Annotated in this window: 17 protein-coding genes and 1 pseudogene; 3 read left to right on the top strand and 15 right to left on the bottom strand. The window is 36.8% G+C overall.

What is annotated here, in order from left to right; all coding sequences use genetic code 11:
- Nucleotides 1-332 precede the first annotated feature (332 nt).
- From ppnP to Ga0466249_RS19015, 5 genes and pseudogenes are all read right to left on the bottom strand, one after another.
- On the bottom strand, nt 333-650 hold the full coding sequence (ppnP, locus tag Ga0466249_RS19035; RefSeq protein ID WP_215831069.1) for a pyrimidine/purine nucleoside phosphorylase: 318 nt from the start codon (nt 648-650) through the stop codon (nt 333-335).
- 105 nt (nt 651-755) lie between these two features.
- Entirely contained in the window at nt 756-1,577 is an 822-nt protein-coding gene (locus Ga0466249_RS19030) for a pyrroline-5-carboxylate reductase family protein (RefSeq protein ID WP_215831068.1), read from the bottom strand.
- A gap of 51 nt (nt 1,578-1,628) precedes the next feature.
- A complete protein-coding gene (locus Ga0466249_RS19025; protein ID WP_215831067.1) occupies nt 1,629-2,426 on the bottom strand; it encodes a TrmB family transcriptional regulator in 798 nt (265 codons plus the stop codon).
- 571 nt (nt 2,427-2,997) lie between these two features.
- A pseudogene (locus tag Ga0466249_RS26725) lies at nt 2,998-3,222 on the bottom strand (DDE-type integrase/transposase/recombinase); the annotation flags it as partial.
- A gap of 102 nt (nt 3,223-3,324) precedes the next feature.
- Nucleotides 3,325-4,491 carry an iron-containing alcohol dehydrogenase gene (locus Ga0466249_RS19015; RefSeq protein WP_215831066.1) on the bottom strand — a complete coding sequence of 389 codons (1,167 nt, stop codon included), beginning with the start codon at nt 4,489-4,491 and terminating at the stop codon, nt 3,325-3,327.
- Between the two features lie 246 nt (nt 4,492-4,737).
- Here Ga0466249_RS19015 and Ga0466249_RS19010 point away from each other — a divergent pair, with 246 nt between their 5' ends.
- Nucleotides 4,738-5,112: a MerR family transcriptional regulator gene (locus tag Ga0466249_RS19010; protein ID WP_215831065.1), complete on the top strand. Its 375-nt coding sequence runs from the start codon at nt 4,738-4,740 to the stop codon at nt 5,110-5,112.
- 234 nt (nt 5,113-5,346) lie between these two features.
- On the opposite strand, the gene Ga0466249_RS19005 is transcribed toward Ga0466249_RS19010, so the two are convergent.
- A complete protein-coding gene (locus tag Ga0466249_RS19005; RefSeq protein ID WP_215831064.1) occupies nt 5,347-5,526 on the bottom strand; it encodes a DUF255 domain-containing protein in 180 nt (59 codons plus the stop codon).
- A 333-nt stretch (nt 5,527-5,859) separates the two neighbouring features.
- A complete protein-coding gene (locus tag Ga0466249_RS26720; RefSeq protein WP_246588882.1) occupies nt 5,860-6,138 on the bottom strand; it encodes a nitroreductase family protein in 279 nt (92 codons plus the stop codon).
- 537 nt (nt 6,139-6,675) lie between these two features.
- Between Ga0466249_RS26720 and Ga0466249_RS18995 the strand changes: the two genes are divergently transcribed.
- Nucleotides 6,676-7,971, top strand: coding sequence for a DUF2157 domain-containing protein (locus Ga0466249_RS18995; protein ID WP_215831063.1), 1,296 nt, complete (start codon nt 6,676-6,678; stop codon nt 7,969-7,971).
- Entirely contained in the window at nt 7,968-8,525 is a 558-nt protein-coding gene (locus Ga0466249_RS18990) for a GDYXXLXY domain-containing protein (protein ID WP_215831062.1), read from the top strand. The genes Ga0466249_RS18995 and Ga0466249_RS18990 overlap by 4 nt, the downstream gene beginning before the upstream one ends.
- Before the next feature lie 1,265 nt (nt 8,526-9,790).
- On the opposite strand, the gene Ga0466249_RS18985 is transcribed toward Ga0466249_RS18990, so the two are convergent.
- From Ga0466249_RS18985 to Ga0466249_RS18950, 8 genes are all read right to left on the bottom strand, one after another.
- On the bottom strand, nt 9,791-10,966 hold the full coding sequence (locus Ga0466249_RS18985) for an erythromycin esterase family protein (protein WP_215831061.1): 1,176 nt from the start codon (nt 10,964-10,966) through the stop codon (nt 9,791-9,793).
- Between the two features lie 351 nt (nt 10,967-11,317).
- Nucleotides 11,318-12,205, bottom strand: coding sequence for a class A beta-lactamase (bla, locus tag Ga0466249_RS18980; protein WP_215831060.1), 888 nt, complete (start codon nt 12,203-12,205; stop codon nt 11,318-11,320).
- A 409-nt stretch (nt 12,206-12,614) separates the two neighbouring features.
- Nucleotides 12,615-12,821, bottom strand: a complete 207-nt coding sequence (locus Ga0466249_RS18975) for a DUF255 domain-containing protein (RefSeq protein ID WP_246588881.1) — start codon at nt 12,819-12,821, stop codon at nt 12,615-12,617.
- A 577-nt stretch (nt 12,822-13,398) separates the two neighbouring features.
- Nucleotides 13,399-14,592, bottom strand: coding sequence for an arabinose transporter (locus tag Ga0466249_RS18970; RefSeq protein WP_215831059.1), 1,194 nt, complete (start codon nt 14,590-14,592; stop codon nt 13,399-13,401).
- A 164-nt stretch (nt 14,593-14,756) separates the two neighbouring features.
- The gene (locus Ga0466249_RS18965) at nt 14,757-15,503 is read right to left on the bottom strand and encodes an SDR family oxidoreductase (RefSeq protein WP_312889806.1); all 747 of its coding nucleotides are present in this window, start codon (nt 15,501-15,503) and stop codon (nt 14,757-14,759) included.
- A gap of 176 nt (nt 15,504-15,679) precedes the next feature.
- Nucleotides 15,680-16,324 carry an O-methyltransferase gene (locus Ga0466249_RS18960; RefSeq protein ID WP_215831058.1) on the bottom strand — a complete coding sequence of 215 codons (645 nt, stop codon included), beginning with the start codon at nt 16,322-16,324 and terminating at the stop codon, nt 15,680-15,682.
- A gap of 830 nt (nt 16,325-17,154) precedes the next feature.
- Nucleotides 17,155-17,613: a MarR family transcriptional regulator gene (locus Ga0466249_RS18955; protein ID WP_215831057.1), complete on the bottom strand. Its 459-nt coding sequence runs from the start codon at nt 17,611-17,613 to the stop codon at nt 17,155-17,157.
- Between the two features lie 481 nt (nt 17,614-18,094).
- Nucleotides 18,095-18,232, bottom strand: coding sequence for a DUF255 domain-containing protein (locus tag Ga0466249_RS18950; RefSeq protein ID WP_246588892.1), 138 nt, complete (start codon nt 18,230-18,232; stop codon nt 18,095-18,097).
- Between the last annotated feature and the right edge of the window lie 125 nt (nt 18,233-18,357).

Below are 18,357 nucleotides of genomic sequence, written 5' to 3'. Positions count from 1 at the left end.
CCAAAAATATTACTTTAATGTACATAACACCAGTCTCATGCAACAAGTGGAAGTCCTTATAAATACTGGCTTCGTCGCCACTTTTTTCATCCAGCACATGCCAAAAATGCAGTTTTTAAGCTCTGAGTCTATACGTTATATAGCTTTGCTCTTTTTTAAGTTTTCTTCCATAACATGCCATGCTGTTTAATCAAATAAGGTAGTCAATAATTTGACTACCTTCTATTCCCATTATTACGATAAAGTAACCTATTCCTTAAATCCATAATCTACTGTATGTTTTCATTACTCATTAAACATTTTAAAGTCATATAATGCGGCACCAACTGCCTTTACTCTTTTATATAGGAACAGCAATAATCCGATAATTCTTTTACGACAATTTTAAATTTTGAATGCGCTGGAATTTCAAACGTTTGCCCTGACTCAATTGTATTCCATTCCTCACTATCAGGAAGCAACACTTCCAATTTTCCAGCCAAAAGTTCCATGTGCTCTTTATCCGCAGTTTCAAACTCATATTGTCCCGTCATCATTATTCCCAGCGTCTTTCTTTCTCCACCTGTAAACAAGACAGTACGACTTGTCACCTTACCTTCAAAATATACATTCGCCTTTTTTACTACAGAAACATTCTCTAACTTATCCATTTTAAATCCTTATTTCTAATTTTTATTGTATAATAAGTATTCATATTTTTTCATCATCATAAGCTATAGACTTTAATCGCTCGTGATTCAAACCACCATGACAAGTTAATTGAGGATAAAATTACTAATTTCCAGTGAAATATCTTTACTTCGAGTAATACCTTTTCTCAATGCAGTTATAAATAAGTCACCCGCTTTTAAACTATCTATTATTGCCTCGGTAATGCCCCCTTTTGTTACCATTCTTGTAATATATTCGACTTTTTCACTTTCTGTATTAAACGATGGTAGAATTTTTTTTGCCCACGCATAAAGATCTAAAAACATAGCGCAGTCTTTTTCTATTTCATTTATTGCTTCTTTTATGGTTTCTTCATTATCTTCTTGCAATAATGCTGCGGGTAAACATACGCCAGTTGTAAAAATGTCCATATCCCGTTCATCCGAAATTTCAAAAATACGAAGGTTCATTTTGTTTAAAATACAACCCACTAATTTATTATAAGGATATACAGCTGCAACTCCTTTTGCTGCAACGATAGTATCTGGTCCACTTAGCATTATTCTACAAACATGGGTTTTAAATATATTCTTTAATATTTCAACAGATACTCCGGCTAAGCAGGAAACTACAATCGTATTTTCAGAAAACAATATTTCTTTAAAGCATATAACATCCTGCGGTTTTGTTGTAACAAAAACGACATCTGCTTCATTAAAAATCTTTTCATTCTCTGAGATACATATAGCAAGCCCCAATTGTTTTATTTTCTTATATGTGGATGAATTACCTTTATATGAAACAAAGATATTTTCTTTGAAGAATCCATGGTTAATCAAAGATTCCAGAATTGCTTGCCCCAAATGTCCGCACCCAATAATTCCAATCTTAATATGATTAAAAACATTTGAATCGAGATTATTCATTTTCCATTCCCCCATTTACTTCTCTTGAATGGATACATTTTTTCCACATCCCTAACGATTCTGAATGAGGTAGGATAGCATATCATTACTATCACACATATTATTGAACTTTTCCTTACCGATGGTATCAATCAAAATATTCCCCCAAATATCATGTTTTATATATTCCTTAGCCACTAGGATAATGCTTGGTGTTGTTGTCCAAACGCCATCTGCTTCCCCATTTTCACCAACCTCACAAATTACCACTTCTCTAGAGTCTCCAATTACTATATTAAGTCGTTTTCCCAATCTCGTTTGTGATGATTTTCCACAGCTTTCCAAATTAATATAATAGCTACTTTCCATTGAGGAATTCCCAAATATCCCTGCAATAACTTTAACTCCTCGTTTTTCCGCTTTTGCTATAACATCATTTAATAGAACATCCTCATCTGGCCAAATGGATGCAAAAAGAGATATGCTAGTATTATTAATAATACTCATAGACTTCTCAACAAAGGTTTCATATCCAGAAAAATTAAGCGTTAAATCAATATCAGGTAAAGGCTCTGTTTGTTTCAGTTGGCTTTCCAAATCTTGTATCATTGATGTAAATTCTTGCTTCAATTTAGCTAAAAGTGCTTCTGGAGGAACAGGGTAGTATTTTCCCGTTTCTGTAGCACTCTCAATAATAGCTCCTTTAATCTTAAGCTGATTTAAGGTCTCATAAATTTTCGCAGATGGAACTTTTCCTATCTTACTAATTTCATAACCATTGGCAGGATATTTTCGGATTAAGGCATAATAAGCTTTTGATTCATAAGAAGAAAAGCCCAATTGCTCTAACTTCAAAATAATATCGTTCACTCCATCATCTCCTCGTTAGTTCATATCTTAATTCTTAAATTACATTATGGCAATAACTACCAAGGTACAGTGTATAAAAAAATTCAATTATACGATCCAGAAAAATCCATATGAAAAAGCGGTTGAGAAAATAAATCCTTCAACCGCTTTTGGAGAGTACTTTGAGAGCTTGAGCTATCTTATATTTTTAAATTAAAATCAATGTTCGACCCAAATAATCTTATGTTTTTGATTACATACCATTAAAAATCGCAGTTTTTAAGCTCTGAGTCCATATGTTATATGGCTTTGAGTTTCTTTCAGTTTTCTCCCACAACATGCCACTCAGCTTAATTTAACCAATTGCCAAACATGCGTGAATACTCTCGGCTAAATTGTGATGCGGCAAGCAATGAAGCAACCACTAAAGTATACCCTAGTGGTTGCTATTTTTATATCCATTTTCTTATTGACGCTTACTGTACAATTAAATATAAGCTATTATAATGGTTGTTCTTAATTGCTAGATAGCACCACAGTTTCCGCTTATCTTTTTCTGGATTTCTATAAATTCCATTGGGATGCTTGTATTTTACCGGAATATTACTTTCACGTATTTTTCCAAATACTTTGACTCTTGTAATATCACCACGTGAGACATTTTGTGAACCTGCCCCTTTCTAATCATATGCATGATATCAATTCCACAAATTGTTTTCCTAACAGTTTAAAAGCTATCAAATCCAAGCATAGGCCTGACTTTTCGTTTAATAAATAGGTGGTCTAGTTCAATAATATTGTTTAAATACTTTAATCTGAATTATTCACATAACCCCTAAATATTAATCAATTACTACTGCTTCCGTTGAAAAAAGCGAACCCACAATCACAGCTATCTTTTTACATTTTTTGCTTTTTTCTATAGCGCATTCTCTAAAATTTTTCGGCTCACATCCAGCGAAAGATCTTGGGTTTCTGAAAGTGCTGTCATGCCATGCGACTTTAACTGTTTAATGATGACCAGAAGTTGATCTTTGCCAATATTATAGTCGGACAGCCGTGTTTTTACGCCTAGACTTTCAAAGAATTCACGCGTTTTTTGTATAGCTGAATGTATTCGAACATCTTCACTTCCTTCCGTTATGTTCCAAACACGTTCGGCATATTGTAGAAGTTTAGCATGTTTTTGCTCGCGACGGATTTCCAGTAATGACGGTAATAGGATGGCTAATGTTTGCCCATGATCAATGCCGTATAGGCTGGTCAATTCATGTCCAATCATATGAGTTGTCCAGTCCTGCGGAACACCTGCACAGATTAATCCGTTGAGTGCCAGTGTTGCGCTCCAGACCAGGTTGGCGCGCGCATCATAATTTTCCGATTCGACAATTGTGGTTTCACCTATTTCGATCAATGTTTGCAGGATACCTTCCGATATACGGTCCTGAATTCTGCCGTCTACAGGATATGTAAGATATTGCTCCGTCGTATGTACAAAGGCATCAATTACGCCGTTTGCTACTTGGATCTCGGGTAGTGTAAAGGTGATGGTTGGATCCAATACCGAAAAGCGAGGAAAGACTAATTCACTGAAAACCGGGTATTTACCTTGTCCGTAACTAATTACACCACCGCAATTCATTTCTGAACCGGTAGCGGGTAGTGTCAATACGGTACCAAATGGAATCGCTGTTTTTATAGTATCCGGGCCAATGGGCGTAAAACCGTAATGCAAAAGATCAAGTGATACTCCTTCGTATGAAGCGGCAAGTGCAATGAATTTTGTTCCGTCAATGACAGAACCGCCGCCGATGGCAAGTAAAAAATCAATGCAGTTACGACGCACTACCTCTACAGCTTTTAACAGGGTTTCATAATGGGGATTTGGCTCTATACCTCCAAATTCATGAATTTTTCTGTTTCCCAGTGCGGTTTTTACTTTTTCCAGCGTCCCGTATTTTTTTGCACTTCCGCCTCCATACGTGATTAAAACATTTGCGTCGGCTGGAATAAGTTGATCAATGTTGTTAAGCATGTCCTTACCAAATAAAATGCGCGTTGGATTGTAAAAATTAAAATTCAACATAATAAACACTCCCTTATTTATATATAAGGATAAACCATTAAAGAAGCTCTAAGTCAACCATATTTTTATAGTAAGAAAACAAAAGCAATAAATCCGCGCGATATCTTAGATATCATAGCAATTAAGATATCTAATTTGTACTTACAAAACCAAATTTATCGCATATGTTATTGTTGAAAGATTCATTTTATGATAATATCTATATAGAGTAACTCTAAGTTAGTCGTTCGATTGGGAGATGAATTAATGGCAATTTTCATCAAACAATTTGCAAAAGAAACAGGTGTTTCCGAACATACTTTACGTTTTTATGAAAAAGAAGGCGTATTGCCTTTTGTAAAGCGTAATAAAAATGGCAATCGAATTTACGACGAACAAAATTTCGAGTGGATATACTTTATTATATCTTTGCGCGAAACAGGTATGCCTCTTTCCGAAATCAAAAGGTATGCGGAATTATTTAAACTAGGGGATAGTACAATCTCGGAGCGCAAACAGATGATGCTGGAGCATAAAAAGAAAGCAGAGGAACAACTGACGCAGATTCTAAAGCATCTGGAAAGAATCAATTATAAGCTAGCATTATATGATGTAATGGAAAAGACAGTTAAATTCCCATAATCCAGGTCGGTTTTTGAAAGTAATACGCGCTTGAATTGATAAGGATCGAACAGAACTCCAGACATTTCATGCCAATGGAGATGGCACATTCGTTGTGGATGGAAGCACTATTAACCTTCGCAATTTGATGGAAGATCAAATACCGTCCGACAATTGATTTTTCAAAAAACAGAGTGCCAGCAATTCCTAACAAGATGGGTTGCTGGCACTCATTCTAATAGAAAAGAAGTTACTTTAATGTACATTGCACCAATGGCACGTACTATAGCCGATACTCAAAAACACAGGCTTGTCTGCTTCCTTCGCCTTTGTAAACGCCTCTTCGCCCCATGGATACCAATTCACTGGATTATAAGCATGCTGGAGTAAATATGGAGACTTTTCATTTATTAATCGATTTGTCTTTTTAACCACGGAAACACCTCCAAAATTGGTTCCATTACATGGCACGTTCTTAAGTAGTATGTACAAAAAAAGTATCAGCATTACGCTAATACTAATTTTTTAAAAAATTTCTTAACGAACATTTCACCAATTTTCATAATGTATTATTTCTTCAAGTGTCTTTCGTGGACGAGCTTTTGGTATTTCATTTGCATAGCCAAGAGTGAGAATACCAACTACATATTTATCAGTAGGTATATTTAAAATTGGTCTAAACCTAAATTGTCAGCTTCAAGTAATATATGTCCTACCGAAATTGATGTATCTCTGATTATTTGTTTAAGTTCTTCTTGTGGACTATCTTCATTTAACGATATATCTACATCTTCTTTTTATTTTGCAACGTATATCCGCTACACATACAATAAAAACTGGAGCCGAAAGCATCCATTTTTGGCTATGAGATGCTTCAGCTAATTTTTGTCTAGTCATTTCGGATTTAATGACAATAAAGTGCCATGGTTGTGTATTACTGCCAGATGGGGCGAGTCTTGCACTCTCAAGTATTAAAAGTATTTTTTCATCTTCTACCGATTTATCAAGGTATTTTCTTATACTTCTACGCATTTTAATCTGTTCCATCTTCCATTATCTACTCCCTTTTATATAATAAAGCTATTTCACAAAGTCGGAATGAAACACAAAATTATGCTTATGACCAATTAAACCTGCCACTCTATTTACCTCTTACATACGAAAGCGCTTAAAATATTTTCATAATTGCTGGCGATATGGCTATGCTTAACCAAATTTAAATTCGTTGGTGTCGTTTACAGTTAATATTTATTTGACCAATCTAGTATTATTAAACTACAGTTTGCATAATATCATACATGGTCATAGCACCACGGTCATGTCAAAAAGCTGTTTAAAAACCACCATTGATTATTTTAAATGGATTGTCAACACTTAGTCGGACAATTTTTATAAGGCCATTTTTCTAAACTCCATAGGCGTTAAATAATTTAGGGGACAAGAAATTTTTGCATTATAAGGTAAAATATGATAACTTATCGTTATAGAACAAAAGATCAAGCTCTAACACTTCACATGATAAGTATAGAGTTTGATCTTTTTATATCATAAGTTTAAGTAATTGGCTGAAAGGGAGACAACAACATGAATCAAAAAGCTGTAAAATGGCTGTATGGGCAGTTGCCAGAATTAGTAAAGAAAGAGATTATTCCAGCAGAAAGTGCCGATTTGATACATAGTTATTATGGGCCAGTTGACAAAAGTCTTGGAAATAGAACTCTGCTCACAATGTTTGGTATTGTTGGAGTTATATTAATAGGCCTCGGGATCATTTTAATTCTTGCTCATAACTGGGAGCAAATGAGTCGGATGACACGAACATTAATTGTTATTAGCAAGTTGCTAATAGCTCAAATTTTAGCAGGGGCTATTATTTGGTTTAAGAAAGACAATGCTCTTTGGACGGAAAGCACCTCCACCTTCTTGATGATTATCATAGGATCATCAATTGCTTTAATTGGGCAAACGTATCATATTGCCGACGATTTTAGTAATTTTATGCTTACTTGGATGTTGTTGTCCATCCCATTAGTTTATTTAATGAGAGTTACGACTCCAGCTCTACTATACTTGATAGGGATAACGACTTGGGCAGTGAGTGGAGACTTTGGTGATATAGATAAGCATCTAATATGGGTCCTAATAGCTTTAAACGGTCCTTATTATTGGAAATTAATAAAAGCAAATCCTTATGCCAATCCTCCAGTACTTATTTCATGGGTTCTTACCCCGTGTTTTTATATTTGTTTTGGAAAGGTTTTTTCAATACAGTTACAGCATCTATCGATGCTGATATACGCTACCTTATTCGCAGCAACATATTTTATTGGTCTTATATGGTTTGATAATCCTGTGAAAACTTGGCAAAAACCATTTAAAGCAATCGGACTTACCGGGTGTATTGGCATATCCTTTCTGCTAACCTCAAAAAAAGGATGGTACTACATAGGACAGGGATTTAACAATATAGAAAAGTCAGAATATCTGTTGTTGTTTTCACTATTGGTACTAGTCATTATCTTAAGCATCATACTAGTAAACAAAAAAAGCCGCAGGAATTTATTGTTTGGTGGCGTTCCAATAGTTGCTGGACTTGGATTGTTGTTAGTATACTTTGACCTTAGTGGAATTAATTCCACAGTGCTTATGAATGGATATGCACTTTTATTAAGCGTAACCCTTATTCGTAGAGGAGCACGAGAAAAAAGTTTGGGCATGCTTAATATTGGTATGCTAATGATAGCAATCCTGATTATTATGCGTTTTTTTGATAGTAATTTCAGTTTTGTTGTTCGTGGTCTGACTTTCGTAGTAATAGGTAGTTGCTTTCTGGTTACCAACTGGATCATGGTGCGTCGTAAGAAAGAGGTAACACAATGAAGAAAAACAAACGGACATTATGGTTATTTATCGTATTAGCTGTTATTCAACTAGCCGTGCCTTTATACATGATATGGCGTTTTGAGGATACATTACAGACGGGCCAACAGTATACATGGATCACGGCTCCTGTCGATCCTTATGATGCCTTACGCGGGCGTTATGTAGACCTTCAATTTAAAGATGCAAAAGCACCCATTCTTAATAGTGATTTGTTACATTCTGGTCAAACAGCATACGCAATCATTGCTAAAGATGAAAAAGGTCATGCCTTTATCAGTGGGGTCAGTGCCTTTCGTCCAGAAGGGAATGCCTATATAAATGTCAAAATCAATTATATTCAGGATAATACGATCGCTAATTTTACACTCCCCTTTAAACGGTATTACATGCGAGAAGAACTGGCACCTATCGCTGAAAGAGCATACCGCCAGAATGCAGGTAGGGATGGTATTGTTACAGTTCGTGTAAAAAATGGCAATGCTGTTGTAGAAGAACTATATATCGGTGATAAAACCATTTATGAGTATTTGAGAGCTGAACGACAAAAATAATTACAACCAGCGACGGCCTCACGAAGATTAGCAAGTCAGACTTGCTGTTCAAAGCCCATGGAAACATGGAAAATCAAAGGATTATACCCTCGCTGTCAAAAAAGAACTGCCCATTCCTTATTATCTCAATTAGATGGCTGAAAAGGAAAGATTAATTTCTTCCATAAACTACAATCTGCTTAAAAAAATCGTATGACCCAATGGGAAAAGAAAGGGGACGGTGGAAGTGTCTTAAGTTCACGACACTTCAGCGGATGAGCTTTAGGGGGTACTAAAAGGTATACCCATATGAACAAGTAACACTATAACTTAATTTTGTGGGCGAAAAAGTTTTCTTGGTAATATGATTTTTTACGACATCGACTTTTTCAGTGGTTTCGGACAGATCGCTGTCCCGCCGCATTCTATGAAATTACACTTTTGAATATTTTGTTATCCTAGCCAATTACCTTGTCGAAATGCCTTCTATCCCTTTATCTTTTGTCAAACATCGTCTCTTTGTTCAGTCGCTGCAATTGACTTATATTGTTATGCCATTTTTGTTTAGATATTTCATTATTTTTTTTATCAGATTCACCAGTCTTTCCTTATAGTCCACATTCGTCAACGTTATTTGCATAAGATAATCTGTGAATAATTTTTGGGCCATTATTCTATCACTTGAAAAAATATCTAATGCAAAATCTATATCATAATTTCTGAAGTACCTACTAGATAACAAAATGGGGAAAATCGTTGCAAAACGATCAGGAGTCAATACGGCTAGCTCTTAAGAGAAACTAATATTCGCACTCCCATTGAAAAACTTGTCAATCATCATACCGATAACTCGCTACAGGATTTACCACCTGAGGCATTAGAACGACTTGAAAAATTCAAAGAATTTATCCGCCTTAAATACGCCAAAAAACCTGCTACTGATAAATAGCAGGTTTTTCTTTGTAAAATCTTTGAACAAACATAACCAATCCTCTACTCCGGTCTAAACCGAGATAGAGGATTTTTCCATCACATGGCACCAATGGCACGTCAATTTGTAAACAATTTTCCCTCAAATTTTGACATTAGATATTTCCTCTTTTCTAGTTTTAATTGGGTCAGCAGACATAAAATCTGCTGACCATTACTTATATTTACCTGTTTTACCGAATCAACTAGAACCATCTGGGCGTTCTAAAACTTTTTCCAATAAACACCGTCACTGTCCCCATGTTTCTTTTTTCGCAAAACTTCCGATTGAACCCTAAACGAACCGGCCTCTTGCTTTATTCTTCACTGATTATCGTTGTCGGATTCGCTTCAGCCACAAATATCATTCCGTTGTACAACTCTGCGGGTGGCTGGAACATTCGATAGCTTGGGGGCAGAAGGCGCATAAACCAAGAATAGCCCTCACCGAGGGTGCCCATATAGGTATACTGTGCGATTTGCTCTGCCAGCACGGGACTTTCGGAAGCTTTTGCAAAGTCTAGCCAGCAAATATCCAGCCCCGCCATTTTTGCCGCCTTGGCCAGCGGATCATAGGAGTAAAAGACCTGATTTGTGCGGCGCCCGGAAGAACCATTGGGCATATTGCAGTAGGTTTTATAGAAATCCGTGCCGATGACATAGTAGCCCTCGCCCAGTTCATTTGCCAGCAGCTTGCCCATGGAGTCATAGCTGCCCCATTTTGCCACATGACTGTTATGTCCGGCAACGAAAATACGCTCACATCCAGCCTCCCGCTCCTGCTCTGCGATCCATTGGGTATTCTCCGCCATGAGCCTATCCCTCAAATCCGGGTCTGCCGTAGTTTGAAGCTCACAATACTGTAACAGCATATCTGCCAAGTGTATGGTCTGTACCGAGTTTTCCTTGCCCTCCAGCTCGGTTTTGATGTGCGTTATCATCTCCACTCTAGCAGGGTAGTCATACTTATCGCTCCAGTTATCACCGACCATAAGCTTTTCCAAGTTCCCGTTGTCCACGCCCAGCTTTTTGCAGGCTTCCGTTAAGAAACGAAAGCTGTAGACATATCTCTGCATATCGAAGCCGTAGAAGTGCAGATCTTCGCCTTTGGCGGCACTTTCATTATACTGTCGCATGAACGAAATAAGCTTTGCCATCTCCTCCGTGCGATAGATGGCAAAGCCGATGGCCACTGCAGCCTCCTGCGCTGTGCCTTCTCCGCCGTGGATGTAGCGGTTTACCTGTTCACAACCGCCGTAGTCTCCCTCCAGTGCAAAGGCTCGTACACCGTAATGCTCCACCATGCCTTTGAACACATCCAGCTTAAGCTGCTGAAATTCTACATTCCCGTGGGTTGCCTCGCCCAAGGCTATTATTTGGGCTTGCTCCGGTATGGTGATATCTTCTATCGTCCCCGCATAGGCCGCAAACTCCATTGGACTCGCATTTTCTCCGGTGCCGAAGCCACCGAAACGCATAAATATAAGTGCCAATACAGTCAGCATCCCAAACAGGCATAATACTGTAAGCCGTATCATGGGGTGTTTTTTCTTTTCTTCTTCATCATTGTCCTCCTTATGGTTTGTTACTGCTATGGTAACAACTGGTACTATGTCAAGAAAAAGTACAAATTAAAACGAGAAAATTATTACCCAATTATTACCCAATTTCTACCAAGTTTAACACACGACGTTTTTGCCTAAAAAAATATTCTTGTTCATATTGATTTGGCGACTTGTATCCGCAATAACTGTAAATTCGAAAGACACGGAAATGGTGGTTGCGTCTACTCTAGACAGTACCACCGTTTCCGTGTCCTTTGATTCATGTTAAACTGTATAAATCTATTGTTCTAACTGCTCATATACAATCTTCGCAGTTTCGGCAACTAGAGAATCCTCTATTTTGGCATTTTCCCCGTGATGTGTGGTAAGTATTGCAAGAATGATGGATTTACGCCCTGGCGGCGTAATAATTGCAACATCATTTCTTGTTCCATAACCACCACTGCCACTCTTATCTGCAACGCTCCATTCCTTTGGCAGACCCGCTCGAATTAATGTATCTGTAACTTTATTGCCGGACATCCAGTTAAGAAGAAGCCCTTTCTTCTCCACTGGTAATATATCTCCCAATAGATAGGTTTGATAATCAATTGCCAACTGACGTGGTGTACTGGTATCACGCAAATCTTCCGGGACTGCCTCATTCAACATGGGTTCTATTCTGGATGGTTCTGTCACCGCATCCCCTATTTGACGTAATGATTTTTTTAATGCATTCGGCCCGCCAATATGTGCCAATAACAAATTCGCTGCTGTATTATCGCTAACCCTCAGTGCAGCCGAGCAAAGTTCTTCCAAAGACATTCCTGTCTCAACATGCTTCGCCGTTATAGGCGCATAAGATAAAATGTCTTTCTGATTATACGACACTGTCTTTTTAAGTCCATTCAAGGTCTCCTGCCGCAAAAGAGCGCCTGCTATCAGAACTTTACTTGTAGAACAATATGCAAATCGGTCATCCGCATGATAAAAAATTTCTTTATTACTTTCTGTATCCAGTGCATACACGCCAATCTTCGCTTGATGTTGCTTTTCCAATGAAGCAAGCATTTCATCCAATGCCATCCCTTTTTCGAGTTGTGCTGCCTGTATCAATGCCTGCCAAGAAATCGCAAAAAAAATTGCCATCACGAAAACTATACATATTCTCATTCCACTATTTCTCATTATATAATAACTCCCTGCTCTTTTATAAACTCTTTAGCAATATAGCATTATTGTCAATTACTAGCTATTTATCACTTCATAAGCATATCACGAAAAGGCTGCATTCTAATTAATGTCTTATTAATTCTAGATATTATACTCACTTGTATTTCCGCGACTGAGATAATGCTAGAAGGACAAGGGACAGGAATAGTAGTGCCAGTCCCCCTCAGAAACTTTTTTTCGCTTGCTGTTGCCTATAAAAGATTAAGAATAATTATCCTTATTGTCAAAAATATTAACTAGGCAAATCACTTATATTATTCCTTGAAAAAAGAAAAGCTCCTGCCAAATTCCAAATTATTGTTAATTTTTACAGGAGTTCTTCTTTTCTCATCACTAAAGATGATACTTCTCACCATGACTAATCTTAAACAAAAATGTTACCTTTACGAACCTGCCACCAATGACACGTGCTATAGCCGATACTCAAAAACACAGGCTTGTCTTCTTCCCTCGCCTTCTCAAACGCCTCTTCGCCCCACGGATACCAATTCACTGGATTATACGCATGCTGCAACAGATAAGGACTCTTCTCATCAATCAATTTATTAGGCTTTCCTTTTATATCACTCATACTTGTCCCCCTTAAAAAATTCATTACGTCTATTATAAACGAAAATTGGCATCAGCATAATGCTGACGCCAATTTCTATGTTATTATATTTTATAGAGCATTGATTTCTGATGCCTATGAGCTTTATAAATATCTTCATCGCCCCTAGCCTAGGTACCACTCTATAGAATTATAAGCATGTTGAATAGGTATGGATGTTTGTCATTGATTATCACAATCCAAAAGTTCCCGTTAAACCATCTAAAAATAAATCATTTAATATATAAAGTAAACCGGCTAAAAAAATCATATAACAAATTATACAAAATATTTTTAAAGTCAATGAATATGATTTAAAACTGACTACATTACCGATCTCTATAGAGGTCTATATAATACCGTCATCTATCATGAACGGGCGTGAATTAGAATCACTACAACTGGGGGTATTGGGGCAATATCCGTTTTAAATAGGGCAGTTAATTTAAAAATCTGTGGGGGCATTAAGATTTTACTTCAATTTATAGTTTTATTTTTCTACAAATAGAGTTTTCATCTTTATATTTTCGATTTACCTTAAAATATTGTATAGCATCAATTATACATTGCTATCAGTATTGTTTATTGGCAGATCATTGATAATCATTGAGCGAACTATAATAATACCACAAACTGCAGCAATAAATCCGAAAAAGAAGGTTGAAGAATAGCTGAATTTATCAGCAATAATGCCTCCAATTGGTGCAGAAAAGGCATAAGCAACATCTTGAAACATTGCAAATCCTCCGAATGCGGTACCACGCTGTTCTGGGCTGATTTTCTTTATAACTTCTACCCCCATAGCCGGATATATCATTGAGCAACCCAGACCAGTAAGTAAGGCTCCTAGTAATGCGAGACTGTAATAAGGTGCGATCCAGAGTAATCCCTGCCCAACTGTTTCAACCACAAGCGAAACAAGTGCTACCTTTACACCTCCAATTTTATCGGGTAAACTACTGAAAAGAATACGACTTATCACAAATCCAATTCCGAATAATGAAAGACCGATACCTGCATATGGCCATCCTTGATCTTTAAAATAAAGCGAAATGAAGGCTCCTAAAATCGCAAATCCGACTCCTTGTAGCGTTATTGCCATGCCTTGCTTCCATATTATTCCTAAGAGTTTTAAAAATGACTTTTTCGCTTCAATAGCCTTATGAGGTGCAACTTCCGGAGAAGTGATAAACATGACAATACCAATAATTGGCATAATGGATGAAGCTAACATAACGGAATCAAACCCAAAACTCTTATAGAGTGTAAGTCCCAAAGGACCACCGAATACAAAAGCACCGTACATAGCCATCCCTAAAACCGAAAGTATTTTTCCTGAATGTACTGGGCCGAGATAGGAGAAATGCCAACTCGGAATTCCGACGGTCGTCATACTTTCTCCTATGCCGAGCAAAAGTCGCCCCACAATAAGAATAGCGAATGATACTGTAGAACTCAATCCTGTAATTGAAGCCCCCATGCAAACAAGTGCAGCAATCATATAAAATAAGAACCCGACCATAAAGCATTTTTTACTACTCTTTGTATCAGCAAAATCTCCTGCATACTTTCTAGAAATAATTGTTGAAACAAACGACACGCCGACTGCAAATCCACCTAACCAGTTAGGTAGATTGAGAACTTCTTTTACAAATACCGAGACGACCGGGAGTGCCATCGCAACGGATAAATAAGTGAGGAAAAGTGCAAAGCCTAGTTTTACAAGACTTTGTTTTAATGATATTTCTGACATATAATCTCCTTATAACTATAAGCACCACCTAGCAAAAAGAACAAAAACGCACTTTTTGCACATGGCAAAATAGTGCGTTGGCTTACGTGAACGCTTACGTTATTTTGATAAATATACTCTATAGTGCTCTTTACAAAGATAGTTTTGTATTAATATTTTATATTCTACAACCCTGTTCCTCCTGACACTTCAATACGTTGTGCAGTAATCCATCTGGCATTATCTGTACACAAAAAAGCAACTACTCCACCGATATCTTCTGGTTCTCCCACACGACCAAGAGCTGTAATTGTTTTAATTTTTTCATTGTACGATATATTATCTCTTATTATTCCACCGGCAAAATCAGTCGCAATTGGTCTTGGAGCCACCGAGTTAACTTTTATGCCTCTATAACCTAACTCTTTAGCCTGGTATTTTGTCAATGTTTCAATCGCCCCCTTCATAGCTGCATATGCCGAATATCCGGGCATACAGGATTGCGCCAACCGACTTGATATATTGATAATACCGCCACCATCATTCATATAAGCTAGTGCTTGTTGTGTGAAAAAATAAACACCTTTAAATTGAATATTCATTAACTTATCAAATTGTTTTTCTGTTGTATCCATATAAGAGATGTTCATACCAATACCTGCATTATTAACTAAATAATCAAACCGGTTTACATTAAAATACTCTTTCAACTCAATAGAAAGTTGTTCAAAGAAACTAGCAAACGATTTTATATCACCTAAATCTGAAGGAAGCGCAACTGCTTTATTGCCATTTTTCTTAATTTTTCCAATGATTTTTTTCGCCTTTTCTGCTTGATTATGATAGGGGAAAATTATATCGAACCTATTTGACGCAAGTTTCATGACCATATTTTCACCCACCCCACGGCTGCCGCCTGTTACTAAAACAATTTTTTCATTATTCTCTATCCTTTTTAATATTTATTTTTGCCAGAAAAAGAGCAACAACAAAAAGTGCACTTTCTTTGATAGTCCTATTATCACCACACTAACTGATTGAAAGCACCTCGCCATCACCGCTATACCTTCCAGCGAAGTACCGACATAATCATTTAACTAAATACAACTTAACATATTCTTTTTACTGCTACCGTCAAACCATCCCCTATCGGCAGCAAAGTACTCTCAAATTGCGGACAATCCGCAATTTTTTTATTGAAAATATCTAATGCTTCACACATTTGAGTCAAATCGCTAAAATCAGAACCAAAATCAAATACAGGAAAGAGTGTATCCTCAGCAAGTAGCACTCCTCCTGGCTTAAGCACCCGAATATAGTCCTCAAGCATTTCGCCATACAGTTTTTTATCACCCACATCCTGGAAAATCAGATCAAACTCTTCGTTCATACTTGAGATTATTGCGCGCGCATCACCAATCCTAACCTCAATTTGTTCCTTTACCCCTTCACGTTCAAAATTTTTGACCGCTTGTCTAGCCACGTCCCTGTCGATTTCAACAGTAACTATTTTACCGCCATACTGTTTAATCACTTTTGCCATCGAAACAGTTGAAAAACCCACGCTTGTTCCAATTTCCAGAATTTTTCGTGGCCTAACCAAGGTGATTAACACTTGCAGCATTCTAGCCACATCGTCATCAACAACCGTCCCAAATTCTTTTAACTCCGTAGTCTCGATATACTGTTTCTTAGTTAACTTTCTTTTTTCATATAATCTTTCGATATAGGCACTAGCCTTTTTAAAATCCATTTTCTAATCCTCCTTAAGTTTTCAAATATTTAGCGATGTCATCAGTCTACTGATTTTCAGTCAATCCCATAAAAATCCACATCTTATGCACCCCCTTAAGAAAATCTAGAACGAGGACTAGATTTAATTTGTATGATGAAAACTACAAACTCATGTGATAACAATTCAATAACATTTGCACTGCCTCCAAGGAATTGCACCGCTATTATCCAGTTTTAAAGTAACGTTGTATTTTCTTAAATAGTAATCATTGCTTGATCTGTTGTTGCCTCAGTTTTTGTGAATTGATTTACTGCACCGTTCCAGTAATATTCAAAGCCTTGCATAATGAGCTCGTTTTGCATGTGAATAGGCATCCTCCTAATTTTTTTTTGCATATCGGTATTTACTAGAGGCAAGAAAAGAACAGTGCTACTCAATAAAAATAAAATAGCAACGACAGAATTAAATTTGTCCCGATATGCAAGTATACTGGCTTGATAAAGAATAGGAAGCGAGTTTTATAAAGTCATCATTTCAAGAAAATTAAAGTTATAAATCAGTGGGATAATAATTAGTCAAGCTAACTATATGCAAATAAAATAAAGATTATTAGCTATGATTTCAGCTTCTTTCCTCCACAATTTTAGGATAAGGGTTGAGGAGTGTGAATTCTGCAATCCATTCAATTGCGACATTGGCTTGCTGCAGTCATAATTCAAATTGCTTACTTACATACCGGTGATTCTTAAAATTCTCTTCAGCTACTCTTGCGGATTTTAGTTAGCCAGACTAACTAAAAGAGCCAACAACTTCTAATAATTCACTAATTAGTAAATAAAGCAGTAACCCTAACTGTGAGTTTGGTGGATTTTTTTCAGTAGTGTGAGTAAAAGTATCGTTTCTTCATTGGTCAACTTATTTGACAGTCCAGCACAAGTTTGCCAGTAATGAGGCATCACTTGAGCCAATAGCTGGTAGCCTTCTTCAGTAATAGTAACATTAATCATTCGTTGATCTTCGCTGCTGATAGTTCGTGTAATGAATTGATGCTTTTCCATCCAAATTAGTTGTTTGGTTACAGATGCGCGCCGAATACCAAGTTTCTCAGCAATTTCTGAAGGCTGCAAAGATTGAGGGTCGTTACTTGCGGCGACAAAAAGCAATAATAAACTAAGTTTGCTCTCGGATATGTGATAAACTTCTAAAGTTTTGTTTACAGCATCTAATACATCATCTGCCAGTTGTAGTAACAATTGTCCTAACTGAGCGCTTGTATTTGGAGGAACAGCGATATGGTATTTTTCCATGTAGTGAGATCCCTTTCTTAATATAATTAGCCTTACTAACTATCATTATAAAAAGGAGATGTTTATTTGTCAATAATTTTATTTCCATAAGCCATAGGTAATTAACTGTCACAGTACGAAAAAATTTGGCGACGGCAATGACCGGCAACGAAAATTCATCAAATAGCCGATTCCACCGTATCGTATACGCTACATTGGTCGAGGGTTACATGATTACTCGTAATAAAGAAATTTCTATCTTAATTTTAAAATTTTACTATAGAAATAATTACCAAAATATAATGTATAAAAGAATTTAATTATACAACCCGAAAAATTATATATATGAAAAATCGGTTGAAAAAACAAAACGTTCAATCGCTTTTGGAGAGTGCCTTTAAAAGCTCCACCATATCTTATATTTTCAAATTAAAATCAATGTTCGATCCAAACAATCTTATGTAAAATGTTACTTTAGTGTACATGGCACCAGTGTCATGTACTATGTACTATAGCCGACACTCAAAAACACGGGCTTGTCTTCTTCTCTCGCCTTCACAAACGCCTCTTCACACCAGGGATACCAATCCACCGGATTATACGCGTGTTGAAGTAGGTATGGACTCTTCTCATTTATCAATTTATTAAGGGGACACGAGGACAGGTTGAAACCACTGAAGAACCCCCTTTTTTTTAAGCGGCAAAATAAGCTTGTCTTGCTACACCATTTGGTGAATTTCTTAATTTTAAGCAATTGGGGGTTAA

This window comes from Pelorhabdus rhamnosifermentans, from assembly GCF_018835585.1.
Lineage (GTDB): Bacteria > Bacillota > Negativicutes > UMGS1260 > UMGS1260 > Pelorhabdus > Pelorhabdus rhamnosifermentans.
The sequence above is the reverse complement of the archived record's forward strand: the minus strand, read 5'-3'. Positions and strand labels throughout refer to the sequence as shown.

Coding starts and splice junctions, on each gene's coding strand:
- Ga0466249_RS18990 (WP_215831062.1), top strand. CDS start 7,968: ATGAAGAAAAACAAACGGACATTATGGTTATTTATCGTATTAGCTGTT.
- Ga0466249_RS18970 (WP_215831059.1), bottom strand. CDS start 14,592: ATGTCAGAAATATCATTAAAACAAAGTCTTGTAAAACTAGGCTTTGCA.
- Ga0466249_RS26720 (WP_246588882.1), bottom strand. CDS start 6,138: ATGGAACAGATTAAAATGCGTAGAAGTATAAGAAAATACCTTGATAAA.
- Ga0466249_RS18960 (WP_215831058.1), bottom strand. CDS start 16,324: ATGGATTTTAAAAAGGCTAGTGCCTATATCGAAAGATTATATGAAAAA.
- Ga0466249_RS19030 (WP_215831068.1), bottom strand. CDS start 1,577: ATGAATAATCTCGATTCAAATGTTTTTAATCATATTAAGATTGGAATT.
- Ga0466249_RS18995 (WP_215831063.1), top strand. CDS start 6,676: ATGAATCAAAAAGCTGTAAAATGGCTGTATGGGCAGTTGCCAGAATTA.
- Ga0466249_RS18975 (WP_246588881.1), bottom strand. CDS start 12,821: ATGAGTGATATAAAAGGAAAGCCTAATAAATTGATTGATGAGAAGAGT.
- bla (WP_215831060.1), bottom strand. CDS start 12,205: ATGAGAAATAGTGGAATGAGAATATGTATAGTTTTCGTGATGGCAATT.
- Ga0466249_RS19015 (WP_215831066.1), bottom strand. CDS start 4,491: ATGTTGAATTTTAATTTTTACAATCCAACGCGCATTTTATTTGGTAAG.
- ppnP (WP_215831069.1), bottom strand. CDS start 650: ATGGATAAGTTAGAGAATGTTTCTGTAGTAAAAAAGGCGAATGTATAT.
- Ga0466249_RS18955 (WP_215831057.1), bottom strand. CDS start 17,613: ATGGAAAAATACCATATCGCTGTTCCTCCAAATACAAGCGCTCAGTTA.
- Ga0466249_RS19010 (WP_215831065.1), top strand. CDS start 4,738: ATGGCAATTTTCATCAAACAATTTGCAAAAGAAACAGGTGTTTCCGAA.